The following is a 25,770-nucleotide window of genomic DNA, read 5'->3' on the forward strand; positions in this document are numbered from 1 at the left end:
GATATGATACGACATTTATTACAATTGATCTGGAACCAGCGCAAGCAAAACGCTTGGTTGTGGGCTGAGTTATTGCTGGTCTCGGTCTTCCTTTGGTTCCTTGTGGACTACCTGTATGTGATGGGGCGCACGTATACGGCTCCTCTGGGCTTCGATATCCGGCATACGTACAGCATCGTGATCAGCAGCCTTTCGGAAAGAAGCCCGGATTATATCCCGAAGGAGAAGCGGGAGCGGCCGGATGGTGTTCATCTGCTGACGGCGTTGGATCGTATCCGCACCTATCCCGGCGTGGAATCGGCTTGCCTTACGGATGGGGGGATGCCTTATTATATGGGAAGCCGTAACCTCGTTTGGCGGATTGATACATTGCAGGTGCCCTGCCGCTATGCTTTCGTCACCCCGGAGTTCTTCGACGTGTTCCGTATCTATGATAAGGACGGCAAGACGGCTTCCTTGAAACGGGCCATCGAGGATAACAACTCCATCGTAATCTCCGCCGACGTGGAGACGATGAATCCCGGCCTTTCCCTACTCGGGCAAAAGGCGTACCGGGGGAATGTGACCGACGAGATCGAGGAGACGATCCGTGGTATCAGCGTCCCCATCCGCCGTCATGAGTACACCAAGGCGGAACCCAACGTCTATAGGGCCCTGCGGCTAAGCCGGATGGAGGAAGGATACTATGAGGGGATGATAGATGCCGTGCGACTCTGCGTACGTGTCCGTCCGGATGTCGATAATGCTGATTTCCCCGCACGCTTCCGCAAGGATATGGCCGAACAGCTTCGGCTAGGCAACCTCTATCTGCTAGACGTACAGCCCTTGTCATATATTCGCAACGGTTATATCCGTTCGATCGGCGTAGAGAACGAGGTGAAAACCCGTGTGGCGGTAGCCTGCTTCCTATTGGCGAATATATTCCTCGGCATCATCGGTACCTTCTGGTTCCGTACGGAATATCGCAAAGGCGAGATGGGGCTTAGGATGGCCTTAGGCTCTACCCGCCGTCAGTTGAACTCGATCATGGTGGGAGAGGGTGTCCTATTGCTGGTCTTGGCGTTTATCCCGTCCTTAGTCATCAGCTTCAACATCGCCCATATGGATTTGATAGATACCTATCAGCTTCCGTTCACGTGGCTGCGCTTCGCGATTTGCGGAGGGATTACGTTTGTCTTGATCGTCCTCATGATCATCTGTGGCGTATGGTATCCCGCCCGCTCGACAGCTCGCTTGGAGCCGGCGGAGGCTCTGCATTATGAATAAGAGTTAACTTACATATTTCACACATACACACAATTGAAAGCCCGGTCTTGTAGCGATACATGGCCGGGCTGTTTTCGTGCTTGGCAAAAATTCGCGAGTTAAAACGTCATTGACGCATATACCCCATAATGCCCGTCTCCCGCTACCGGGCTGATAGACAGGTTATGTTTCTTTGCGAACGGACGGGTAAAGATATAGGCGCTACCGGCGCCGATAACGGCTCCCGCCGCCACGTCCCACCAATCATGCTTCTTTCCATAGACCCGGCTCCAACCCACGTAGGTAGATACCGCATAAGCCGGAATACCCCATTTCCATCCATAACGCCTTTGGATAAAAGCGGCTCCCGCGAAGGATACGGAGGTATGCATGGATGGGAACGAATGATTATCGCTGAAGTCGGGCCGCTCTTTCTTCACTAGGTATTTCAGCGCATAGGTTACGCCCAATGTCGTAACCCCGGTGAATACGCCTTGTTTCAGCCCTTGCCAATCTTGGGTTGCCAATACGGTCGCTAGACTCGCCACCGGAGTGATAAACACCAATACGTCTCCCGAGGTTCGTACGGCTTTCCGGCTACCAGTCACCTTCAATTCTTGTCCGTTAACGGACAGGCATAGCATGAGCATTGTAATTGCGAAAAGGATATGTCTCATAGATTTAAAATATAGTTGCTATTTTAGGTATAAAAATGATAAACCCGACGATCGCTGCCGCTATCGCCATCAATAATACAGCTCCCGCCGCCAAGTCTTTCGTTCGCTTGATAGCCTCATTATACTCAGGGGAGACCAAATCTGCTAGGGCCTCGATGGATGAATTGACCGCCTCGGCAGCTAATACCGCTCCGATCACGATCGTTACTGCGATCCATTCCATGCGGGAAAGTCCGAATACCACCCCGGCTATAAGTACACAAACTGCCGCGAAACAATGGATCCAAGCGTTATGCTCCTTCGTGATCAATAGCTTGATTCCGTTGAAAGCGAATTTAAAGCTTCTGGCTCTCTTTCGAAATGTGAAACCGTCATTCTTCATTTTTATAGCATCTCTTATTGAGGAGGGCAAATATAGGTATTTTTTGCCTTTATCGCATATCCTGACGAACAAACAGGATATTCACCTTTCATATTCCGCAATTCGTCAAGATTACTTGTTGGTTTTTATCTGGAACGATAACTTCGTTGATTAAAAAAGTGCCCGTGATACGAGCATAGATCAAAGTAAAAGAATAAATTTATGGCTTGAAATCAGATATGAAGATAAAATATAACTTTCTAAGTCCGTTGCTAATGGCGATATTGACGATCTGTTGCCTGTGGATTGTTACGGATGTCGCTTATGGTGTCCGCATGTGGGAACTGGGAGTGGATGCGTGGATCGGGCGTATCAAGGCCCTTGCTATTATATTGATCGGCGTTAGCTTATCTTATTTGTTTTTTAATTACTTGGCTAATACTTTTTTAGATAGGAATAAAGAGCGGAGGTCCCGCCCGGTATTCCGGGAATATCTATGGGTGGTCTTGTTTAATTTAGTCGTGCTCAATATCGGCTTATATATCGTGATCTATTCTATAAATGGAACGACCTATCGGTGGGGAGAGGCGTTAATGATCAATGCGGTAGCTGTGCCGATCTTTCTCCTATACTATTTCTTGATCCGTAATAATATATTAGCCAAACGCTATTCGGAGAAAATCGTTCAATTGGAGAAACTGAGAGTAGATCAGCTGGAAACGCAATTGAAGCTGCTGAAGATGCAATACCATCCCCATTTCCTGTTTAATGCCTTGAATACGATCTATTTCTTGATCGATGAGGAAAATGAGGAAGCGATTGAGGCTGTAGAGTTACTTTCGGACTTACTCCGTTATCAATTATATGATATAAATACGAAAGTGACGATCGAAGAGGAGATTGATTATTTGCGAACATATATTCAATTCCAGCGACTTCGTATGACGAAACGCTTACAGTTCGAGGAGTCCTTTGACCCGGAATTGACCGGACAAAAAATACACCCGTTGCTTTTCCAGCCATTATTGGAGAATGCGTTTAAATATATAGGCGGAGCGTATCGGATACAAGTATCTATACGGAAAGAGGATTCAAAGGTATGCTTTGGAGTAAGCAATACTTTCAATCCGGATTTCTTGGAACAAAGAAAGGGGAAAGGCATTGGGATCGACAATCTGAGAAAACGGTTGGAGCTATTGTACCCGGATAAACATGAGTTACGTATAAAAAAAGACAATACCCGTTTTAGGGTTGAGTTATGTATTGATTTATCAGAATAATATGGAAATAAAGTGTATCATAACGGATGATGAGCCAATCGCCAGAAAAGGACTTCGGCGACACATCGGTAAAATTGATTTTCTGACCATCGTCGGAGAATGTGAGGACGCTATACAACTCAATAATATGCTGAATTCGGTTCAGGCGGATTTGCTTTTTCTGGATATAGAGATGCCGGATATGTCTGGACTGGACTTCTTGGAGAGTGCTCAGAACACACCGAAGGTAATTATCACCTCGGCATACGAGCGGTATGCGTTGAGAGGATATGAGTTTGACGTGGTGGACTATTTATTGAAACCGATCTCTTTTTCCCGTTTCCTGAAATCGGTCAATAAAGCACATGCGTTGATGGAATCTACATCGAAAAGCGAGGAGCCTGCTTATATCTTTGTCAAGACGGAGAAGCAACTTAAAAGGCTTTATTTAAAGGAGATTCAATTTATAGAGGGCATGGAGAACTATATTGTTATCCATACCCTCACTTCCAAAGAGATCGTTCATCTCCGGTTGAAGAGTATATTGGAAACGTTGCCGGCACAAATTTTTATGCAAGTGCACCGCTCTTTCATCGTAAATCTTTCTTATGTACAAGCGATAGAAGGAAATCTATTAATCATTGGGGAGCATAAAATACCGGTGTCGCGCCCTTTACGGGAAGAGGTCTATAAATCGATCGTCAATAATCAACTCATTCAAAGATAAGTATCCAAAAACGAACACACTGTTCATTATCGAACACTTTAAATATTCCTATTTATCGGATTATCAATAGTATATGTTTTTGGCATGCCTTTTGCCTTAGGCAGGATAAAAAAACTTATACTAAGATGAGAAGGATCTATATAGCGATGTGTTGTCTGTGGGCGGGGATTTCGGGAGTATGTGCCCAAGACAATACGAATAAAGTTCGAATAACCCTGCGGCAAGCGATCCAGATCGCACAGCTTCAATCCGTAGACGCTGCCGTGGCGCTCAATGAGTTGCGAACGGCCTATTGGGAATTCCGTACGCATCGGGCGGATCAGTTGCCGGAAGTGATATTTACGGGGACTCTGCCTTCATATAGCAAGCAATACTCGAAGTACCAGCAATCGGATGGTTCTTATACCTATGTGCAAAACAATGCCTTAGGCTTAAATGGAGAGATCTCTATCGCCCAGAACATAGCCTTGACCGGAGGTAAGATCGCCTTGAATACCTCCTTGGATTTTACCCGTCAGCTAGGTAGTGGCGCTTACAACGAGTTTATGAGCGTACCTGTTAGTTTGACATTGACGCAACCGATCTTCGGCGTGAATGACCAAAAATGGAAACGTCGTATCGAGCCTGTTCGTTACCAAGAGGCTAAGGCCGCTTATATGGAGAACGTGGAGAATGTAACGATCGCTACCATCACGAATTATTTCAACTTACTGTTGGCGGAAGATAATCTGGATATCTGTAATCAGAACTTGCTGAACGCCAATAAACTCTATGACATAGCGGTAGCGAAGCGTAAGATCGGGCATATCTCGGAGAGCGAGTTGATGCGTTTGAAACAGTCGGCCTTGCAAGCGAAAGGTAAGCTAACCGAGGCTCAATCCAATTATAACGCGATGATGTTCAAGCTCCGTTCCTTTTTAGGGATGAGCGAGCAAGACGTGATCGAGCCTGTTCTTCCCGAGGCGATAGAAGGGGTCCGTATGGATTATCAGGCGGTATTGGAGAAGGCTCAAGAAAATAACTCGTTCTCAAAGAATATCATGCGCCGCCAGTTGGAAGCGGATTATGATGTGGCGACCGCCAAGGGAAACCGTCGAAGTATTAACCTGTTTGCCTCCGTGGGTTATACCGGTAAGGATGTGTCCATGCGAGGAGCTTACAACCCGTTGAAAGATAACCAGATCGTAGAGGTCGGGCTTTCGATTCCTATCTTGGACTGGGGAAAACGAAAAGGTAAGGTAAAAGTAGCCGAATCGAATCGGGATGTCGTACTTTCCAAGATCCGTCAGGAGCAAATGGATTTCAATCAAGATATCTTCCTCTTGGTGGAGAATTTCAACAATCAGGCCGCTCAATTGGAGATAGCCGCCGAGGTGGACACGTTGGCGGAAAAGCGCTACAAGACCTCGATCGAGACTTTCATGATCGGAAAGATCGATATCCTAGACTTGAATGACGCCCAGAGTTCGAAGGATGATGCGAAGCAAAAGCATATCCAAGAACTGTATTATTATTGGCGCTATTTTTATAACATCCGTAGTATAACATTGTATGATTTCTTGAATAATCGTACATTAGATGCCGATTTCGAGGAAATCGTGAAACGATAAATTGATTATATGATACTGATAATAGATGATGACGCGGCTGTTCGTTCCTCGCTTACATTCCTGCTAAAACGTGCGGGTTTCCGGCCGGAGGCGGTTCCGGGGCCGAAGGAGGCCTTGGAGGTGGTCCGTGCCACGGCGCCGGAGCTGATCTTGATGGATATGAACTTCACGCTGACTACCACGGGCGAGGAGGGGATTCAATTATTGAGACAGGTGAAGATCTTTCGTCCCGATGTACCCGTGATCTTGATGACCGCTTGGGGATCGATCTCTTTGGCGGTGCAGGGAATGCAAGCCGGAGCCTTCGATTTTATCACGAAGCCTTGGAATAACTTGGTATTATTGAAATCGATCCGAACCGCCTTGGAATTGAGCGAGCAGAAGAAGGAGACAAACGCTCCCTTGAACCGTTCGGATGCCGACCATAAATTTCATTTTGATAAGATCGTGGGGCAAAGTGCCGCTTTGATGGATATATTGGGGACGGTCTCGCGTATCGCCCCGACAAATGCCTCTGTTTTGATTACCGGCGAGAGCGGTACGGGTAAAGAGCTGATAGCGGAAGCGATCCATGCGAATAGTCCCCGGTCGAAAGAGGCTTTCGTGAAGGTAAACTTAGGCGGACTATCCCAGAGTCTTTTTGAGAGCGAGATGTTCGGACATAAGAAGGGGGCTTTTACGGATGCGTACATGGATCGGGTAGGACGTTTCGAGATGGCGAACAAAGGTACGATCTTCTTGGATGAGATCGGCGATTTGGAACTGTCTTGCCAAGTAAAGCTACTTCGGGTATTGCAAGACCAGACCTTTGAGGTCTTGGGGGATAGCCACCCCCGGAAGGTGGATATACGGGTCGTAAGCGCTACGAACCGGGATTTACGATCGATGGTGGCGGACCGTACGTTCCGTGAGGATCTTTTTTACCGGATCAATTTGATCACGGTGCATTTACCCGCCTTGCGTGAGCGAAGGGAGGATATCCCATTGCTGGCCCGATATTTCGCGGATAAGCAATCGGAGGTCAATGGGCTACCGAGGGTGGAGTTCTCATCGGATGCCCAGACCTATTTAAGCCGTCTTCCTTTTCTCGGTAATATCCGTGAGTTGAAGAACTTGGTGGAGCGGACGATCCTTGTGTCGGGTAAGACGCTTTTGGATGCCGCTGATTTCGAGGTTCATTGCATGAATACATCCGGCTCTAAATCAACGATTCCGTCTTCTTTGGAGGGCTTGACCTTGGATGAGTTGGAGAAGCAAACCATCTTACGCTCCTTGGAAGCGCATGGAGGTAATTTATCGCATGTCGCTACGGCGCTGGGAATCAGTCGTGCCGCCTTGTACCGGAGATTAGAGAAATACGGAATCCCGGTCGATAAATAAGAAGAGGCAAGGATGAGGCTGAAAGGACTATTCTGGATATTGACGACGCTGCTGTTGACTATATTGGCGGTGGTGACTTATTATGTCTTTTATACGTCTTCTATCCGGATGTTTTTCGCGGTAGAAGCCTTGGTCTTGCTTACGATCATCTATTTATTTGTCTTTTATCGCCGTATCATAAAGCCCTTGCATATCATCGGTAACGGTATGGAGTTGTTGAAAGAGCAAGACTTTAGTTCCCGCTTGGGAAAGGTTGGGCAAACGGAGGCGGACCGGGTGGTCGATGTGTTTAATAAGATGATGGAGCAGTTGAAGAATGAGCGTTTGCACCTCCGGGAGCAAAACCATTTCTTGGACTTGCTGGTCAACGCCTCTCCGATGGGAGTGATCATCTTGAACTTGGATGAGGAGATTCTATCCATGAACCCGGCTGCGTGTAAATTGTTTGGCGCACAAAGCTCGGAGGATATGGTGGGAAAACGTTTTCTCCAACTAGATTCTCCCTTGGCGGAAGAATTGGTACGGGTTCCGATGTATCAAGCGCAAACCGTCCGATTGAACGACGCTAATATTTATAAATGTACGCATTCTTCATTCGTGGACCGGGGCTTTCACCACCAGTTTTATTTGATAGAGACGTTGACCCAAGAGGTGTTCAAGGCCGAGAAGAAGGCGTATGAGAAGGTGATACGTATGATCTCTCATGAGGTGAATAATACGACCGCGGGTATCACCTCTACCTTGGATACGCTGGAGTCTACTTTCAGTGGGATGGAGGATATGGAGGATGTCTGCGAGGTTTTGCGGGTCTCCATAGAACGTTGTTATAGCATGAGCCATTTTATCACCAATTTCGCTGATGTGGTGCGTATACCCGAACCTCAAAGCCGTCCGCAAGAATTGAACCAAGTGGTGTTCGCTTGCAAACGCTTTATGGAGACGGTTTGCCAGAACCGGAATATCGAGATTGTCATGGATCTGAGCGAGGAATCTCCAGTCGTGAATTTGGATAATTCCTTATTCGAGCAAGTCTTGGTCAATATTATCAAGAATGCCGCCGAATCCATCGATCGGGATGGAAAGATCTATATCCGGACGACAGTGCGTCCCACCTGCTTGGAGATCGCCGATACGGGCAAGGGCATCGACAAGGATACGGAAACGAAACTATTCAGCCCGTTCTTCTCTACGAAGCCGAACGGACAGGGCATCGGCTTGATCTTTATCCGTGAGGTGCTGTTAAAACATGATTGCCGATTCTCTCTTCGCTCTTATCCGGATGGATTGACGAGGTTTAAGATTTGGTTCGCTTGAAAATAATCCCTTTATAGTATTAGGTTTTTCCCTTGTAGGTTTAGGCTGTATCCTTACAGATGTTAGCCCTTTTGTCTGCTTGTGTTCATCATGCGACAGCCGTTGCATGATCGTCCACCAACTGTTGCATGATCTTCTACCAGCCGTTGCATGATCGTCCAACAGTTGATAGATGATGGATGTCTCTTGAGGAAAAGTCTAAAGATAAGGATGGAAAGGGCTAAAGGATATGGAGGTTTTGGACAAGTTGTACTGGATTTTATACTATCTTTGCAACGTATAACAAAGCAATAGAAATCTAATCTTGAATATCATGAAGAAAGTAGTATCTGTATTATCTATCCTTGCGGTTATTGCGTTCTCGGTATCTATGGTAGGCTGTTCGAATACTCAAAAGCCGGAGAAAGTTCTTCGCCATGTCGTTATGTTCGGTTTTAAGCCGGATGTGTCCGAGGCGCAGGTGAAAGAGGTTGAGGATGCCTTTAGTAAGTTGCCTTCTCAAATCGATTTGATCAAAGGATATGAGTGGGGAACAGATTGTAGTCCGGAGGGATTGCAACAGGGCTTGACTCATTGCTTTTTCTTGACTTTTCATTCGGATGCGGATCGGGACGCCTATTTGGTACATCCGGCGCATAAAGCATTTGGCAAGGTGTTAGGAGGGAAGGCATCGGCGGTTACGGTGTTGGATTATTGGACGAAATAAAAAGAATGGGCGGGATGAATCAATGAGTCACCCCGCCCGTTTTTATATTCCTTAGTTACTTTATATTATAACCATTGATTCATGAACTGATCCATCTCTTCCGCATGGGCTTCCAGACTTTGAAGTAGCTTGAATTGAGCTTTTGTGCGGATTAAGTTATGTTTCGGGCTATGGATCTTGTAATAGGTATCGCCGTTGATATAATCGGTTAAGAAACGAACGGTCTGCATATAAGTCAATAAGCGTCCACCGTAAGGTAGCAATTTGATCTCGGTAGGAGTTAAGAACGCCTTGGCCTTTTCCATGTATCCACGGGTATAGGCTTTGAATATCTCCATGTTAACGTTTACGTTATCCAGATTCTCATCGTCCTCGGCACCCGTATTGGCTCCGGTACGGATAAAGTCGCCGATATCGGAAAGAACGAAGCCCGGCATTACGGTATCCAAGTCGATCACGCAAAGCACCTTGTCGCTATCAGCGTCAAACATCATATTGTTAACTTTTGTATCGCAATGGTTCGTGCGTTTCTTCAATTGGCCCTCACGGTACAGGCGTTCTTGGATGCACATCGCTTCGGCACGTTTCTCGATCTCCTCTACCAAATCTTTCACCTCTTCCAACCGGCCTGCCGGATTAGCGGCTACAGCCTCATGGAATTGTCGCAAGCGGAACTCCATATTATGGAAATCCGGGATGGTCTCGCCCAGCGTACCCTCGGGTATATCGGACAACATGGTCTGGAAATCACCGAACGCTTTGCCAGCCTCATAAGAAAGCTCAGGAGTTACTTCCTCATAGCTTTTGCTGCGAGGGATGAATAGGCATACCCGCCAATAACTATCTCCATCGAAATAATATTTTTTCCCGTCTTTAGTCGGCAAGAAGGTTAATACCTTACGGTCGATATCCGTTTCACCTTTTTCCTCCAGCTTCTTGCGGATATGAGTGGTAACCACATGGATGTTATTTTGCAGCATATCCACATTGGTGAAGATTAAATGGTTGATACGCTGTAGCACGTATTTGATCTCCCCTTTCTCGTTGGTCACTTTCAATGTATCATTAATGTGTCCGTTTCCGAATGGTTCAGCGGAAACTACTTTCTCGTCCAACTGGAACTGATCCAAGATGTTTAGTAATTGTTCTTTCGTTTTTGCCATGATATTTCATTATGTTAACTCCCGCGAAGATACAAAAAAAGGCCACGATACAAATCGTGACCTTTTTTTATTTCTTAAAGAAAGAAATCTTATTTCTTGTTACGGTTACCATAACGGCTCATGAACTTATCAACACGTCCGGCTGTATCGACCAACTTAGACTTACCAGTGTAGAACGGGTGAGAAGTGTTAGAGATCTCGACCTTTACCAACGGATAAGTTACGCCGTCGATCTCGATCGTCTCTTTAGCGTTAATAGTAGAACGAGTGATGAATACATCATCGTTTGACATGTCCTTAAATACTACAGGACGATAATTTTCAGGATGAATACCTTTTTTCATTGCTTTATTATCTATTTTAATTTATACTCTGTATATATTTGGTAACCGGTATTTTGGCTTGCAAAGGTAAGGGTTTGCCACAAACAAACAAAGAAAATCGTATTATTTTTTTCAAGAGCGTTGATTTTGTGTTATTTTATATGCTTTGAAGCATCATTTGTCGTGAATCTTGATTATCTTTGTGCAAGTTTTTAATCATTAACGTAATAACATAATAACAACTATGGTAAATTACAAAGATTTGGGCTTGGTGAACACAAAAGAAATGTTCGCTAAGGCTATCAAGGGCGGATATGCTATTCCTGCTTTCAACTTCAATAACATGGAACAGATGCAGGCTATCATCAAGGCTGCTGTAGAGACAAAATCTCCGGTTATTTTGCAAGTTTCAAAGGGCGCTCGCCAGTACGCAAACGCTACTTTGCTTCGTTACATGGCACAGGGTGCTGTTGAATATGCTAAGGAATTAGGTTGCCCGAATCCTCAGATCGTTCTTCACTTAGACCATGGTGATACGTTTGAGACTTGCAAGAGCTGTATCGACTCTGGCTTCTCATCTGTAATGATCGACGGTTCTCACCTTCCTTATGAAGAGAACATCGCTTTGACTAAGAAAGTTGTTGAGTACGCTCATCAATTCGATGTAACTGTAGAAGGCGAGCTTGGTGTATTGGCAGGTGTTGAGGATGAGGTTTCTTCAGACCACCACACTTATACCAATCCTGAGGAAGTTATCGACTTCGCTACTCGTACGGGCTGCGATTCTTTGGCTATCTCAATCGGTACTTCTCACGGTGCTTATAAGTTCACTCCGGAGCAATGTACGATCGACCCTGTTACAGGTAAGATGGTTCCTCCTCCATTGGCATTCGATGTTTTGGACGCTGTTATGGAGAAACTTCCGGGATTCCCTATCGTTCTTCACGGTTCTTCTTCTGTTCCTCAGGAAGAGGTTGAGACTATCAACAAATTCGGTGGCGCTTTGAAGGCTGCTATCGGTATTCCTGAAGAGTGGTTGCGTAAGGCTGCTAAATCTTCTGTATGTAAGATCAATATCGACTCAGACTCTCGTTTGGCGATGACTGCCGCTATCCGCAAGACTTTCGCTGAGAAACCGGCTGAATTCGATCCTCGTAAATATCTGGGCCCGGCTCGTGATAACATGGAGAAACTTTACAAACACAAGATCATCAACGTTCTTGGTTCTAACGACAAGTTATAATCGGAAGTTTCTTGATATAAATAAAGAAAGCCATCTCGGTATCGGGATGGCTTTTCTTTTAGTCTGTAGTTTAGTCTTTTAATACCTTACGGAGTGCTTCCAACATCGGATCTACGGTAAGATCGTTGCCGGTAGCTTGCTTGATCCACACATTCGGGGTGAGGCGGCCTTGCTTGAAGATCCGGCTAACCTCATTCGCGAAATCCTTGCCGTTGAGGTAGTTCTCAAGTTGGAACTCGATAATCTGTCCGAAAGCGTAGGCGGAAAGGTAGAGCGGATAACCGATCATATGGGAGTAAATCGCTAGGACGGTCTCGTCTTTCACGCCGAATACCGGAGCGTAATACTTATTCCAGATTTCCTTGGAAAGACGGATCACGGCCTCCTGCAATTCCCCGGCGGTAGCGTTAGGATGTGCGTACATCCATTTCCATACGGAGATATCCAGCATGGAAACACCGCAAATCTCATACATGCTCCATATCTTATCCAAGATATCCATCTTTTCTTTTTCCGGATTCTCGTCTTTTATGCCCAGTAACTCAAGGTCTCTTTTCTGGAAGACAAAGGCCAGCGCTTCGGTGAAAGCCGTATTGGGAACTCCGTTGAGCATATAATAATCGACATCATATAATGAGATCGTTTGCTCTACGTTGTGCCCAAACTCATGGATGGCGATATTATATCCTTTGTAATCCATCCCTTGTGAAGGAATACGGGTACGTAAACGGGAACGCTGGCCTTTCATGGAGGCTCCCCACGCATGACCGGAACCACGGGCGGGATCGACTGCGATCTTATCCGCCAGATATTGGGCACGATCGGGGCTGAATCCTAGTTTCTGTAAGATTTCCGGTAGCTTCTTTTCCATCGTTACCGCATCGGGATACAGGGTACGGGTTTGCTCGTTTAGCTTGTTCTCGTCCAGATTGCTACGGGCCTTGAAGCCATCGTACCATATATCGTAGGCTTCCAGTTTGCGTCCGAGGCGTTTGGAGATGATTTTCCCCACTTCCTTTAGTTCGGGGGCGGAAAGGAACTGATCGAACAGGGCTTCTACATCGTTGACATCTATTTCCATATCTTCCGTGAACTTACGGTCTATATAAGTGTTTCCCGTATATTTGTCTATACGCTGCATGGCGTTGAAATTATTCAACATTTTCTGATAGCGGGCCGGGCTTTCAGGGGTACCTTCTAGTTCATTTCCAGCTTGGGATAACGTATTGGCGTACGGGTTCCATTCGTAACGATCCGAGTTGATTACCTCTTTCGGGATTTCTTGCGAGATGATTCGCTTCATGACCTCATATACCATCCGTTGTTTTTCCAATCCCTCTTTTCCTTTGTTATAATTGGCCTTGATCTCGTCGCGAAGGTTCCAATGGCAAAGTAAGCGCATGTCGGAGGGGAAAATGGTTTTTCCTTTAGGAGTTAGTAAATGCCCCATATAGATATTATAATCTGCGATGTAAATATCTGCGTCACTTTCCGTATCTGCGGCGGCTTGCTTTACTTCCGCCGGTATCCGTTCCGTAAACATATCGCCCAGACGGGCGTAGGCCCATGCTTTACGGTCATCACCTAACGCCTCTTTCTCCTTGAGAGTAAGTTGGGGAAAGTTGAGGGCGATGATGAAGCCGATCTTGTTGGCGTATAGATCGTCCATTAGGTGGGAACTGGGGCTGTAGGACCCGAATTTCTCGTCGATGGCGTGTAGAGGTCCGGTATCTAGGTTCAAATTTCGTTGCAGACAGAGTACCATCTCGTTGAAATTGCCATTGATACCTTCAAGATACTCGCTGATCTTGAGGAAAACTTGGTCTTTTTCGGCGGGATCGGATAGATAATTCTCCCGGCAGAAGGTTTGAAACGCTTGCTCATCCCCATCGGAGGTTTGCCAGAGGCGGGCTACTTGCTCGACACCCTTCGTGATTCCTGCTTGATTCTTAGCGTCCTTGGCTATTAGCTCGTCAATCGTAGCTTTTACGATAGAAGGCTGGATGCTGGCTTGCCCTTGCATAAAGCCAAAGGCGCAGGCCAGTAACATACAAATACGTACGACTTCCTTTCTCATGGTATGTTTGTATAAAGTTATTTAAAACAAATGTATGAATAATATTCGTATCTTTGGCCGATTTTTCTAATTGAGTAAAAAACAAAGAGATGAAAAAGTTACTATGTATGTGGATGGTCGTATGCGGCCTTTTGTTGATTCCCGGAAACATGAAGGGACAGTCCTTGAAAGATATCTTAAATTCATCTGCCGTAAAGAACGCCGTGACTTCTGTCACCGGAGGGAAAGCCGTGACTTTCGAGAATTTACAGGGAACTTGGATGTATGTGAACCCTGCCCTGCAACTGGAAGGTGATAATGCCTTGAAGAATGTAGCGGGAAGCTTGGCGGCTACCGAGGCAGAGAAGAAAATGAAGGAATATTGCGCGAAAGTAGGTATCGTGGAAGGTGTATTTAATTATGTCTTTAATTCGGATAGTACGTTTACGAGCGCATTGAAAAGGGGAAGCCTGAAAGGTACTTACTCGGTGAGTCCGGAAGATAAAACGGTGACGTTACGGTATACGGTGGGTAATAAGAAGCTGACCGTTTCTACGCTTACCGCCCATGTCGTCCTTTCTGGTAATGAGTTGACATTGCTTTTTAACGCGGATAAATTACTGAAGTTCTTGAGCACGGTTTCTTCTATATCCAGCAATACGACCTTGAAAGCTATCAATAAGTTGGCAAGTGAATATGATGGCATGATGCTGGGTTTCGATTTGAAGAAATAATGTAATATGATACGATTTATACCGAGGCGCTATTGGGCAGTAATAGCGGTTGCGTTGGCATTAATCATGTCCGTGTTGGACGGCACGATTGTCAACGTGGCGCTTCCTACCTTGTCCCGTGAATTCGGGACATCCCCTTCCTCCACGATCTGGATTGTCAACGCTTATCAGCTAACGATTACGATGTCTCTTTTATCGTTCTCTGCTTTGGGAGATATTTATGGATATAAGCGGATTTTCTTGATCGGGACGACAATATTCTGCTCAACGTCATTATTCTGTGCCTTATCCTCGTCTTTCGCCATGTTGACGGTCGCGAGAATATTGCAAGGGATCGGAGCCTCGGCTATCATGAGCGTGACGACCGCTTTACTTCGTATTATTTATCCTCCTCAATATATAGGGCGGGGAATGAGTATCAATGCCATGGTCGTGGCGGTATCGATTGCTGCCGGGCCGTCGTTGGCGGGCGCTATCTTATCAGTCGCTTCTTGGAATTGGTTGTTCGCTATCAACGTACCTTTAGGGATTTGCGCGATTATAACGGGTTATTTTCTTTTGCCTCAAAATCCTTGCAAGGATGGGCCGAAACGAAAGTTTGATAAGATCGGTGGAATCTCGAATGCCTTGACTTTCGGATTGCTGATTTATTCGTTGGAAGGCATCGCCCATCATGAGAACTGGAGAATGATCGCTTTACAGGTTCTTCTTCTATTGGTGATCGGAACATTTTTTATCCGCAGGCAACTACGGCAGGAGGTTCCGATATTGCCATTGGACTTGATGCGGATTCCGATATTCGCTTTGTCCGTATTATCCTCGATTACTTCATTTACGGCACAGTTGTTGGCGATGGTATCATTACCCTTTTATTTGCAAAATGTAGCCGGAAGAAATGAGGTGGAGACGGGGCTGCTGTTGACTCCTTGGCCGGTAGCGACGATCTTGACCGCTCCGGTAGCCGGGAGGCTGATCGAGAAATATCATCCCGGATTGTTAGGCGGTATCGGAATGGTGGTGTATGCGACCGGACTTCTTCTATTGGCTTTATTGCCGGGGCAACCCACCAATATGGACATCGCTTGGCGATTGATGCTTTGCGGTATGGGCTTCGGCCTGTTCCAGACCCCGAATAATAGCACGATGATATCGGCCGCCCCTCGTTCCCGGAGTGGTGGGGCGAACGGTATGCAAGGTACGGCACGACTGCTGGGGCAAACGCTGGGGACGACATTTGTCGCTTTGATCTTTAGTGTTACCTCTGCGACCGATAGTATGCCGGTTTGTATGTATGTAGCGGTCGGTTTCGCTTTAGTCGCCGCTATCGTGAGTTGTCTCCGTATCTCACAGCCCGTTCCCATGCGTGGAAGGTGAGTAGGAAGATACGATTTCTAATAGGGTCTCACCGTAGTTCTCTATGATCTTTTTGCCGATTCCGGGTATCTTCAACAGTTCTTTCGAGTTCGTGGGCAAAGTGTTGCAAACGCCAATTAAGGCTTTCTGTTGCAAGATCGTGTAAGGAGGCAACTCCTTTTCTACGGCAAGCTCGTATCTCCATTGTTTCAAACGGGCATATAGCTCAGGATGTAAGACATCCGTGGAGACGGGGATCTTTTCCGCTTCCGTCGATTTCCGTGTCGATTTCCGCTTGCTGGCAACAGCCGACTCCTCAATGTTCGCTTTAGCCTTGGCGGATAGATAGTCGATGAGACGAAAACCATCTTGGCAGGCTTTTAATGTAGCGACCTTGATCGTAAGCTCATCGCTGAAAGCTTTTAATGCGGATGTAAATGCCTTACGGGCCTCTTTATTGTCGATCTCCACGTCGGAAGCCTCTATCAAGGGTTGGCAATAGGTCTCGATCTTTTCCAGAAAGTAAGCGCAACCTTTTCGGATGCGGTCTTGTATATGCTCGTCCGTATCATAGAGATTCGTGCTGGAGATCATACGGGTGAGTTGCTGGCAGAAACGTTCGCCTACTTCTACTATATCCGAACGGAAATAATCCCGTACCCGGGGATATTGGTTGCTTAATTCCGGGTATAGTTTTTGCAGATGGGTGTATACCGCGTAAGATGTATATTGCAACTTTTGTTGTACGGGATTGAAGTCGAATAGCTCGGTTGCCAATCTCAAATAATACTGTTGTTGGGCTTGACGCAGTTGGTCTTCACACGGTTGACGCTTCGAGAGGGAAGAGGTATAACTTAATATCTTCTCATCGCTAATCATGGCGTTTCGAGTGATCGGGCTACTCAATACCATTCCTTCCAATGTCTTGCAACGGCTCAAGGCAACGTAGACTTGTCCGTGTGAGAAGGCGGCGGATGCGTCGATGATGGCATGCTCGAAAGTCAAGCCTTGGCTTTTATGGATCGTGATCGCCCAAGCGGTTTTCAGTGGGTATTGGCTGAAAGAGCCGGCGATTGTTTCCGTGATATCCTTCGTGTTCTCGTCGATCGTATATTTCACGTTTGTCCATGTCTCCCGGTCTACGGTGATATCGTTTCCTAATTCGTCGGATACGATAATCTTGCTCGGGCTGATGAAGACAATTCGGCCGATCTTTCCGTTATAATATCGTCTTTCGCCGGAAGAGTCGTTTTTTACGAACATGACTTGAGCGTCTTGCTTTAGCTCCAATACCTCGTCGGTCGGGTAGGAGTAAGCCGGAAAGTCATCCTTGATCTCTGCCTTATACGTATAAGCCGGGCCGGGTAATTCTTGCAATTTCCGGTTATTGATTTGCTGGGCTTGATAATTATGGGTTGTCAGTGTGATATAACCCGCTTTGTCATTTGGTTTAAAATTGGGGATATAACGTTGGTTTAAGGTGTGTAGCGTATTCTCGTCGAAGCGGTTTTCCCGGATATTGTTCAATAAGCGTACGAACGTATTGTCCGCTTGGCGATATACTTGAGTTAATTCGATGCAAAGATAATCACTTTCGGAAAGAGCCTTACTGTCAAAAAAGAAGGGAGAGGCGTAATGTTCTCTCAACAAATTCCATTCGTCCTCCTTCGCTACGGGGGCTAATTGTTGTAAATCTCCGATCAATAATAATTGAACGCCCCCAAAGGGTTTATTCCTATCCCGGTAACGACGTAGCATATCACTGATAGCGTCCAGCAAATCGGCACGTACCATACTGACCTCATCAATAACGAGCAGGTCCATACTACGGATGATATTGATCTTATCCCGGCTGAATTTATGAGAATAGGATTTATTTTGCCCGGAGGCCATTTCGCTACCCGGTATATACGGTCCGAAAGGTAGCTGAAAGAAGGAGTGAATGGTTACCCCTCCCGCGTTAATCGCCGCCACTCCGGTAGGTGCTACCACAATCATCCGTTTTGGGGAAGTCTCTTTAAGTTTTTTCAAGAATGTGGTCTTTCCTGTTCCCGCTTTTCCGGTAAGGAAGATGTTGGTTCCGGTATTTTCCAGATAGTTGAAGGCAAGGTCCAATTGTAAATTCGTTTGCATCATATTTAAGTCGTTTAGGTGAATTCACAAATGTACGTATAATCTTTCAAACGTCCTTCTCAAATGGAAAATAAACGGAGTAACTGCGCTAAAATCTACATCCCTTTTTCCTTTTTAGGAAGAGATTGATATACGATATCGTAGGATTGTTTTATAAGCTCTTTGATCTTGTTGTCGGGTACATCTTGATTAAAATAGACACTAATCCAGTATTTTTTATTCATATGCCAACCGGGTGTTATGCCAGAGTATCGAGCTTGCAACTCTCCCGATTCATTCGGGTCACATTTGATACAGCAAAAATCGAATACTTCGATATTTACGAAGCAGAACCATTTACTTCCTACATAAAAGCAAAGAACGTCCCGACTGTATTGATCAGGAACATTCGTGAAAGGCATTTTTTCATAAACACCTTTCAACGAAAGGCAATATTCCCTAAACTCTTCAATATTCATAACATTCGTATGTATGATAGATTATAGCGATATCCTATAGACTAAGAAACTCAATGGTTGGACGGAGACTTCAGTAGCGGGAGCCTCTAGTTCCACCGCTGATTCAATGGGTATGACTGTTTCCGGTTTACCCAATGTGTTCTTCGCTTCTAAGTCTGAGGCATGTAAGACCATCAACTTTCCTTTATGCTTGCCGGATGAGATTCCGTTTAGGTTTAATTGGATCTTTTTGCTCTGGATGCCGGTATTGACGATTTTGATGATGAGCTCGTTTGTGCCTTTGTCGAGGGCGGCTGTGGCGAATAGCTCGCTTTGCCCGGTAACGGCTTCTTTGTTCATCGTCAGGGGCAATACGTTTGTTCCGGCATTGTGCCCGTATAATTGTTGTACATAGTAGTTAGGAGTTTTCACGATGTTTAGGTTGTCGAACCAGATTAAGTCCGGACGCCATTGCCACGCATCGACATGTGCGAATAAAGGGGCGTATGTACATAATTCCACCACGTCGGCATTCCGTTCAAGACCGGTCATAAACGCAGCCTCGCATAATGCGGTCAGGAAGCTATTCTCCCGGTTAGTCGGGTGGCAAGCATATTCACCGGCGAACACTTTGGGGCCTTGCCGATCATACGAATCATATCGTTTGGCACTATGTAGGAACCATTCCGGTGAGCGATAGAAATGCTCATCCACCAGATCTACTTTTAAGCGTTTCATCTCCGGCCATAGATATTCGAAATCTTTTCCTTCCGAATTAGGGCCGGAACTGCCGATGATTTTGATCTCCGGATATTTGGCTCGGATGGCTTTCACGAACGGTTCGAGGCGTTCGGGATATAACGGTCCCCATTGCTCGTTACCGATAGCGATAAATTTCAGATTAAAAGAAGCCGGATGCCCCATATCTGCACGCACTTTGCCCCATTGGGAGGTAACCGGGCCATTGGCGAATTCGATTAAGTCCAAGGCATCGTCTATATAAGGTTGTAATTTATCTACCGGTACATGTTGGTCCATGCCCTCATTCTCAAACTGGCATGACAGCCCGCAATTCAATACGGGCAAGGGCTCGGCTCCGATATCTTCGCTTAATTGGAAATACTCAAAGAATCCCAAACCGTAAGATTGATAATAATCCGGGAATTTCTTGTGAGGAAATGTATAATTCCACCGGTTGATATTGATAGGCCGGTTCTCTATGGGGCCTACCGTATTTTTCCATTGGTAGCGTGTGGGGATGGTTGTACCCTCAACGATACATCCACCCGGGAAACGAAAGATTCCCGGCTTTAGATCTTTCAACGCTTGTGCTAGATCGCGGCGTAGGCCGTTCGTGCGATTGTTGAATGTCTTTTCTGGAAAAAGGGAGATATGTTCCAGATCCAAGGTGCCTGCCGTTTCCATCGTGATGCGTAGGCGTGATTTAGCCTCGGTAGCTTTGGGAGACAAGATAACGGAATATTTCTTCCAGTCTTTTCCTTTTATCTCTAGGTGTTGTGTCTCATAAATATCGTTATCTCTATTTACCAATTCGATACGTAGTTTGATCGGGTTATTGGTCTCGGTACGGGCATATAAGGAAAAGTCGTAATTTTCATTAGCCTTTATACCGATACCTTTGAAGCCTTCGTTCTCCAGACCGGTTCCGGTGATTTGCCCGGCATAAGTCAGGTGTGCGTAATGGGGGTTTTTGTCGAAACAGGGATTCTTTTCAGCTATGCTTGCATCGCCGAAAGGTTCCCAACCTCCCCATGGATTCTCAAACTCGAAGGAGCGGTTCTTGATTAGTTCCGCATACAATCCTCCATCTGCCCCGAAATTGATATCCTCGAAGAAGATTCCATACATGGTTGACTGGATAGGCGAACCTACTTTCTGTACATCGATGTCAAACTCATGGACAGGTACGATGTCTTGTGCGGTCATGCAGTTTACACCTACACTTAAGAGGAATAAAGCTGCGGTTTTTTTCATGTTTTTTCTTCTCATATTCTGTGTTTTTCAGTAAATAAAGATTTAGACGATCAAATTCGCTATCATCTGTATAAACAAGATCAAGAATACCATCGCTATCGGATAAACCGTTGCGTAAGCTACGCTTGGGGCTGGGCTGTCTGTCATAGAATCTGCGGCGGCAAGTCCCGGGGTACTGGTCATACCGCCGGCGATTGTTCCGACTAAATCGAGAATGTTGATCTTAAAGAAATAATATCCAGCTAATACGGCTATAATCATAGGGATCATTGTTATAGCGATACCGACTCCGAATAAAGTTAAACCGCTTGATTGGAAAGTGGAAACCAGATTTACACCGGCGGATGTCCCGACCTCGGAGAGGAATAGCAATAATCCCAATTGGCGAAGCAGGTTATTAGCGGAACCGGACATTGACCAGATGATCGGACCTGTTTTTCCGATGGCGCTTAATACCAAGGCAACCATAAGGATACCGCCGGTTAGTCCCGGAGAGAATGAGAAGGAATCCGAGAAGGATATATTTAATTTTCCAAACAATACGCCTAATACGATACCCATAGCGATCGGGAAAAAGTCTGTATCCGAAAGACGTTTCTCATCATTGCCAATGAATTGGGCGAGTTCATTTACGCTTTCTTTCTCGCCGGCGACCATCAACTTATCTCCAAACTTCAACACTAAATTAGGTTCTGGAGAAAGGTCGATTCCGCTTCGACGCACACGGGTTACCGTACAACCGAAAGTGCCTTGTAAATTTAAATGCCCTAGCGATTTATTGATAATGCTCTTATTGGTAAGTAACAAGGATTGCAAAGTCTGTCCGCCACTTAACGGTAAATCTCCCTCGACACGTTCTCCCAACAATAATGTCAGTTGCTCCAAGGCTTTGTCATTACCTACGGCCTTCAATAAATCACCCTCGTGAAGTGAGGTATGGGGAGTTGGCATAGAAATGACATTGTTGTGCTTGATACGGGAGACTACCGCTCCGGTCATGGCCCGTACCTGCAATTGAGCCAAACTCTTTCCGCAGATATTTTTATTCGTGACTTTAAATGCGGCGGTATGTAACGTAGGATATTGGCTTTTCCGTTGGGTTTCCAGCGTTTTAGCCTCGGCTATCAAATCCTTGCGAAGTATTTTGGGTAATAGTTTCACGAAAAGGATCACACCGATTACGCCGAACGGATAAGCGATACCATAGGCGATGGATGCGGCGGATGATTGCGTGGAGTCGATCGCTACTGCCAAACCGGGCGTACTCGTCAATGCCCCGGCGATCAGACCGACGATACTCGGGGTATCGATATCCAAGATATACTTGAATAAGATTCCTGTCAGGCATGCCGAACCGACAATTAATAACGTCAGGATAATGAGTGTCTTGCCTTTGGAACGGAAGGAGTCGAAAAATCCGGGGCCCGCTTGGATACCAATGGTAAAGATAAATAATACCAGCCCCATATTCCCTAATTCCTTAGGTATGATAACCCCGAAATGACCGAATAGCAAGGCGATGAAAATAACTGCCGATACGTCTAGCGAAAGACCTTTGATCTGTATCCGTCCTAGCATGAATCCAAGCGCTATGATCAGGAACAGGGCAAAATAAGAAGACTGAAGTAATGTTTCAAACATGTCAGATTGTTTTGAAATGAAGCTATTAATGATGCAAAATTAAACTTTTTAGTCCATTTAGGCAATGGCTTTGCTGGATTTCTGTACCTTTGTGCCACATTTTAGAAAAGATAAAGTAAAGAGCATAAGCGTGAGACGATATTTTATATATCTGGGATATAACGGAAAGAATTTTCGGGGCTGGCAGATCCAGCCGAATGGTATGACGGTGCAGCAATCTATAGAGGAGGCCTTGGCCACCTTAATGCGTAAGCCCGTACCTATTGTGGGGGCCGGCCGTACCGATGCCGGCGTACATGCCCGCTTGATGATCGCCCATTTTGATTGGGAGGAACCGATCGGGGATTTGGTATTCCTTGCGGAAAAATTGAATAGGCTCCTGCCCAAAGATATTGCCGTTTATAAGATCGTGCCAGTCGTACCGGAGGCGCATGCCCGCTTCGACGCTACTTCACGAACCTATAAATATTATATTACGACAAAGAAAGACCCGTTTAATTATGAGCTGGTTTATAAGCTTCCCGGTCGTTTGGATTTCGGGGCTATGAACGAGGCTTGTAAGGTCTTATTCGATTATATCGATTTTACGAGTTTCAGTAAGTTGCATACGGATGTAAAGACGAATAATTGCCATATCCAACATGCGGGTTGGACGCAAGAAGGGGATATTTGGGTGTTTACGATCCGTGCAGACCGTTTCCTTCGTAATATGGTGCGTGCGATCGTTGGTACTTTATTGGAAGTCGGAAGAGGACGTTTAACGATAGACGGCTTCCGAAACGTGATTGAGGCAAAGGATCGTTGCAAGGCCGGAACCTCCGTGCCGGGACACGCCCTGTTCTTGGTAGACGTCACGTACCCGGAAGAACTCTTTCCTGTGGAGGGTTAAACCATGTGGTTAGCTCTAGCCTTCCTCTCCGCCTTCTTGTTAGGTTGTTACGAGGTCAATAAGAAAATGTCGTTAAATGGGAATGCCGTTATTCCCGTTTTATTCTTCAATACGCTCATAAGCAGTTTGATTTTCGTCCCGTTCATCTTGCTCTCTTTTTATACGGATTGCTTGGACGGGACGATGGTGTATGTACCCCGTGCCTCTTTAGAGGACCATCTGAAGGTATTGATAAAGGCGGTGATCGTCTTATCCTCTTGGATATCGGGGTATTTTGCCTTGAAACATTTGCCGCTGACGATAACCGGGCCGATCAAGGCCAGCCAGCCCGTGCTTACATTACTGGGCGCGATGCTTCTGTTCGGGGAACGGCTGAATCTATTTCAATGGGTCGGAGTCTTGCTTTCTATCGCTTCCTTTTATCTCCTTTCCTCATCGGGGAAGAAAGAGGGGATTCATTTTGCCCATAATAAATGGATCTTCTTCACGGTCCTATCTATCTTGACCGGGGCGATGAGCGGATTGTATGATAAGCATTTGATGCGTAGCATGGATGTGATGACGGTACAAGTCTGGTTTAATGTCTATCAATGTGTTATCATGTCATTTATCCTGTTGTTTCTATGGTATCCGAACCGGAAAAAGAGCACGCCTTTCCAATGGCGATGGAATATCATCTTTATCTCCGTATTCTTATGCGTGGCGGATTGGGTATACTTTTATGCTTTGACATTCCCGGATTCCATGATCTCGATCGTATCGATGGTACGTCGGAGTAACGTATTGGTGACATTCTTGGCGGGAGCCATCTTCTTCCATGAAAAAAACTTAAAGAACAAGGCGATCGACTTATTCCTTGTGTTGTTAGGAATGATATTCCTATATTTGGGGACAAAATAGAAAATTAGATAATGAGACGAGTTATAGTTACGTTGTTGATCTGTGTCTTTGCGTTGGGAATGAACGCACAAGATATGACAAGTGTGTTCACGGCGATGCCAGACCAATACATTCCTCAATTGGAGCACGCTTGGCGAAAGGATTTGGTGGATCTTTATACTTCAGGAAAAGAATCCCGGCTGAAAAATACGATGAATGGCTTTTCTACCTTGCAAAAGCTAACGAACGATTACCTTTTGCTACAGACTACGGAGCGTAGCACGGTAGAGATGAAATTACTTCCCTTGGTAAACAATACCTACGTGGTTTGTATGATCTCTACGGTAAACGGCCCGGTTCCGGATAGCCGTATCGAGTTTTTCACGACCAATTGGGAGCCTTTGGCAACATCCGATTTATTCACGCAGCCAACTTCCGATTGGTATATCAAGCAGGGAATGGATAAGAAAGACGAAGCCTATCAAGAGGCCGCCTCACATTTGGATATGGATTTAATTCAATATCGATTGAGTCCGGATGATCAGACTTTGACCGCCATTTATACGACTCCTCAGTATCTGAGCCAAGAGGCTCGTGAGAAAATAGAGCCGTATCTCAGTGAACCGAAAGTCTATACGTGGCAGAAATATCATTTTCAGTAATTCTTTCCTTATCCATCCACTCCGATATAGTTCATGAGGTTTTACTGCAACCCGCTTTGCAGTACTACTGCACGTGGGTTGCAGTAGTACTGCGATAAAGAGTCTTTTTTTAATGGGTAGGAGAGACTAAGATCCCTTCTTCATTAAAAAGAATCGTTATATCTCGGTCTCCTTGCTCCAGCTCGAACTCATAAGAGAGTCCTTCCGCTTTTTGAATGACATGGATATCATCGATTCGATAAGAGGCATATGCGGAGGCCTTGAATGCGGTCATCACGATATCGGGTACTTGGGAAGAGCGTATTTCCCACTCTGTATATAACCATTTGTTCTGGGTATCCAGCCAAACTTCCTTATGGATATTCTCATGAAGGATATCCACCTCGGTACCTTTTGCCTCCGTATCTATCTCAAGGATTGTCGCTCCCGGATACATCTCTGAAATGAGTTCCTTAATAGCGCTGGGGGTAACGGAGGGACGATGCTCGTTGTCGCCGTTACCATCGGTTACTTCCTTGATGAGAATACCGCCTTCCGTATAATGTAGGTCTGCATCTTGCTCGCCATTTTCAACGTCGAGAACGTAAATGGTACCAGCGTCCGGACGTTCTAGCATATCTACATCGTCTATCTTCCATTTAGCGTATAGGCTTGCCTCGAAACTGTTTTTTACGGTTTGGGGCAAAGCCTTGTAAGGAAGATCGGTCTCTGTCAGCATCCAGTTGCCTTGCGGATCAAACCACGCTTCAGCCTCATATGAACCGGTGTAAAATTCTGCTTTGACATAGCCTGCCTCGTTCTCCCAACTGACACGTTGCGCATCCGGATATTTTGTGTCAAAGGCTTTTGTTACAATACTCTCAGGTGTGAATTTGTCATCATCGTCATCACATGACATGAATACGAATGAGCTGCAAACCAAAGTTGCCATTATGAATGCTTTTGTTTTCATACGATTGATTTTCTTAAAAAATATATTAATA

General features: G+C 45.7%; 23 protein-coding genes. 13 read left to right on the forward strand and 10 right to left on the reverse strand.

Annotated elements, in window-relative coordinates; all coding sequences use genetic code 11:
• Positions 1–3 precede the first annotated feature (3 nt).
• The gene (locus DWX33_RS04395; protein ID WP_057326916.1) at positions 4–1,266 is read left to right on the forward strand and encodes an ABC transporter permease; all 1,263 of its coding nucleotides are present in this window, start codon (positions 4–6) and stop codon (positions 1,264–1,266) included.
• 98 nt (positions 1,267–1,364) lie between these two features.
• On the opposite strand, the gene DWX33_RS04400 is transcribed toward DWX33_RS04395, so the two are convergent.
• Both DWX33_RS04400 and DWX33_RS04405 read right to left on the reverse strand, forming a co-directional pair.
• The gene (locus DWX33_RS04400; protein ID WP_005854688.1) at positions 1,365–1,922 is read right to left on the reverse strand and encodes a phosphatase PAP2 family protein; all 558 of its coding nucleotides are present in this window, start codon (positions 1,920–1,922) and stop codon (positions 1,365–1,367) included.
• Between the two features lie 4 nt (positions 1,923–1,926).
• Positions 1,927–2,304: a diacylglycerol kinase family protein gene (locus tag DWX33_RS04405; RefSeq protein ID WP_005854690.1), complete on the reverse strand. Its 378-nt coding sequence runs from the start codon at positions 2,302–2,304 to the stop codon at positions 1,927–1,929.
• A 218-nt stretch (positions 2,305–2,522) separates the two neighbouring features.
• On the opposite strand from DWX33_RS04405, the gene DWX33_RS04410 reads away from it, so the two are divergent.
• From DWX33_RS04410 to DWX33_RS04435, 6 genes are all read left to right on the forward strand, one after another.
• On the forward strand, positions 2,523–3,563 hold the full coding sequence (locus tag DWX33_RS04410; RefSeq protein ID WP_122379913.1) for a sensor histidine kinase: 1,041 nt from the start codon (positions 2,523–2,525) through the stop codon (positions 3,561–3,563).
• Position 3,564: 1 nt separating this feature from the next.
• Positions 3,565–4,269: a LytTR family DNA-binding domain-containing protein gene (locus DWX33_RS04415; protein ID WP_121772327.1), complete on the forward strand. Its 705-nt coding sequence runs from the start codon at positions 3,565–3,567 to the stop codon at positions 4,267–4,269.
• Between the two features lie 125 nt (positions 4,270–4,394).
• Positions 4,395–5,879, forward strand: a complete 1,485-nt coding sequence (locus tag DWX33_RS04420) for a TolC family protein (RefSeq protein WP_048927625.1) — start codon at positions 4,395–4,397, stop codon at positions 5,877–5,879.
• 9 nt (positions 5,880–5,888) lie between these two features.
• Entirely contained in the window at positions 5,889–7,259 is a 1,371-nt protein-coding gene (locus DWX33_RS04425) for a sigma-54 dependent transcriptional regulator (RefSeq protein ID WP_122379914.1), read from the forward strand.
• Between the two features lie 12 nt (positions 7,260–7,271).
• Positions 7,272–8,573, forward strand: a complete 1,302-nt coding sequence (locus DWX33_RS04430; RefSeq protein WP_057319800.1) for a PAS domain-containing sensor histidine kinase — start codon at positions 7,272–7,274, stop codon at positions 8,571–8,573.
• A gap of 313 nt (positions 8,574–8,886) precedes the next feature.
• Positions 8,887–9,279 carry a Dabb family protein gene (locus tag DWX33_RS04435; RefSeq protein ID WP_057319801.1) on the forward strand — a complete coding sequence of 131 codons (393 nt, stop codon included), beginning with the start codon at positions 8,887–8,889 and terminating at the stop codon, positions 9,277–9,279.
• Positions 9,280–9,344: 65 nt separating this feature from the next.
• Here DWX33_RS04435 and DWX33_RS04440 read toward each other — a convergent pair whose 3' ends face one another.
• Both DWX33_RS04440 and DWX33_RS04445 read right to left on the reverse strand, forming a co-directional pair.
• On the reverse strand, positions 9,345–10,442 hold the full coding sequence (locus tag DWX33_RS04440) for a phosphotransferase enzyme family protein (RefSeq protein ID WP_005854705.1): 1,098 nt from the start codon (positions 10,440–10,442) through the stop codon (positions 9,345–9,347).
• 89 nt (positions 10,443–10,531) lie between these two features.
• Entirely contained in the window at positions 10,532–10,786 is a 255-nt protein-coding gene (locus DWX33_RS04445; RefSeq protein WP_005854707.1) for a type B 50S ribosomal protein L31, read from the reverse strand.
• A 223-nt stretch (positions 10,787–11,009) separates the two neighbouring features.
• Between DWX33_RS04445 and DWX33_RS04450 the strand changes: the two genes are divergently transcribed.
• A complete protein-coding gene (locus tag DWX33_RS04450) occupies positions 11,010–12,008 on the forward strand; it encodes a class II fructose-bisphosphate aldolase (protein WP_005854709.1) in 999 nt (332 codons plus the stop codon).
• A gap of 70 nt (positions 12,009–12,078) precedes the next feature.
• On the opposite strand, the gene DWX33_RS04455 is transcribed toward DWX33_RS04450, so the two are convergent.
• Positions 12,079–14,085: a hypothetical protein gene (locus DWX33_RS04455; protein ID WP_122379915.1), complete on the reverse strand. Its 2,007-nt coding sequence runs from the start codon at positions 14,083–14,085 to the stop codon at positions 12,079–12,081.
• 89 nt (positions 14,086–14,174) lie between these two features.
• Between DWX33_RS04455 and DWX33_RS04460 the strand changes: the two genes are divergently transcribed.
• Complete coding sequence (locus DWX33_RS04460) at positions 14,175–14,798, forward strand: DUF4923 family protein (RefSeq protein WP_008780164.1); 624 nt, start codon at positions 14,175–14,177, stop codon at positions 14,796–14,798.
• A gap of 6 nt (positions 14,799–14,804) precedes the next feature.
• Positions 14,805–16,172 (forward strand): MFS transporter, encoded by a 1,368-nt coding sequence (locus DWX33_RS04465; protein WP_057326676.1) that lies wholly within the window; start codon positions 14,805–14,807, stop codon positions 16,170–16,172.
• Here the strand turns inward: DWX33_RS04465 and DWX33_RS04470 are convergent.
• From DWX33_RS04470 to DWX33_RS04485, 4 genes are all read right to left on the reverse strand, one after another.
• A complete protein-coding gene (locus DWX33_RS04470; protein ID WP_122379916.1) occupies positions 16,143–18,287 on the reverse strand; it encodes an HRDC domain-containing protein in 2,145 nt (714 codons plus the stop codon). The genes DWX33_RS04465 and DWX33_RS04470 overlap by 30 nt on opposite strands.
• Before the next feature lie 92 nt (positions 18,288–18,379).
• Complete coding sequence (locus DWX33_RS04475) at positions 18,380–18,742, reverse strand: MmcQ/YjbR family DNA-binding protein (protein ID WP_008773413.1); 363 nt, start codon at positions 18,740–18,742, stop codon at positions 18,380–18,382.
• Between the two features lie 21 nt (positions 18,743–18,763).
• The gene (locus DWX33_RS04480; protein WP_122379917.1) at positions 18,764–20,731 is read right to left on the reverse strand and encodes an alpha-L-arabinofuranosidase C-terminal domain-containing protein; all 1,968 of its coding nucleotides are present in this window, start codon (positions 20,729–20,731) and stop codon (positions 18,764–18,766) included.
• A 27-nt stretch (positions 20,732–20,758) separates the two neighbouring features.
• Entirely contained in the window at positions 20,759–22,357 is a 1,599-nt protein-coding gene (locus DWX33_RS04485; RefSeq protein ID WP_122379918.1) for an aspartate:alanine exchanger family transporter, read from the reverse strand.
• 130 nt (positions 22,358–22,487) lie between these two features.
• Between DWX33_RS04485 and truA the strand changes: the two genes are divergently transcribed.
• Genes truA through DWX33_RS04500 form a run of 3 tightly spaced genes read left to right on the forward strand, consistent with a single transcriptional unit; the run spans position 22,488 to position 24,787 of the window.
• On the forward strand, positions 22,488–23,246 hold the full coding sequence (truA, locus tag DWX33_RS04490) for a tRNA pseudouridine(38-40) synthase TruA (RefSeq protein ID WP_122379942.1): 759 nt from the start codon (positions 22,488–22,490) through the stop codon (positions 23,244–23,246).
• A 3-nt stretch (positions 23,247–23,249) separates the two neighbouring features.
• On the forward strand, positions 23,250–24,146 hold the full coding sequence (locus tag DWX33_RS04495) for a DMT family transporter (RefSeq protein WP_005854727.1): 897 nt from the start codon (positions 23,250–23,252) through the stop codon (positions 24,144–24,146).
• An 11-nt stretch (positions 24,147–24,157) separates the two neighbouring features.
• Complete coding sequence (locus tag DWX33_RS04500) at positions 24,158–24,787, forward strand: DUF3256 family protein (protein ID WP_005864822.1); 630 nt, start codon at positions 24,158–24,160, stop codon at positions 24,785–24,787.
• Between the two features lie 109 nt (positions 24,788–24,896).
• Here the strand turns inward: DWX33_RS04500 and DWX33_RS04505 are convergent, their stop codons facing one another.
• On the reverse strand, positions 24,897–25,739 hold the full coding sequence (locus DWX33_RS04505; protein WP_005864824.1) for a PepSY-like domain-containing protein: 843 nt from the start codon (positions 25,737–25,739) through the stop codon (positions 24,897–24,899).
• Positions 25,740–25,770: the final 31 nt, after the last annotated feature.

It is taken from the genome of Parabacteroides sp. AF19-14, assembly GCF_003635485.1.
Classification (GTDB): Bacteria; Bacteroidota; Bacteroidia; order Bacteroidales; family Tannerellaceae; genus Parabacteroides; species Parabacteroides distasonis.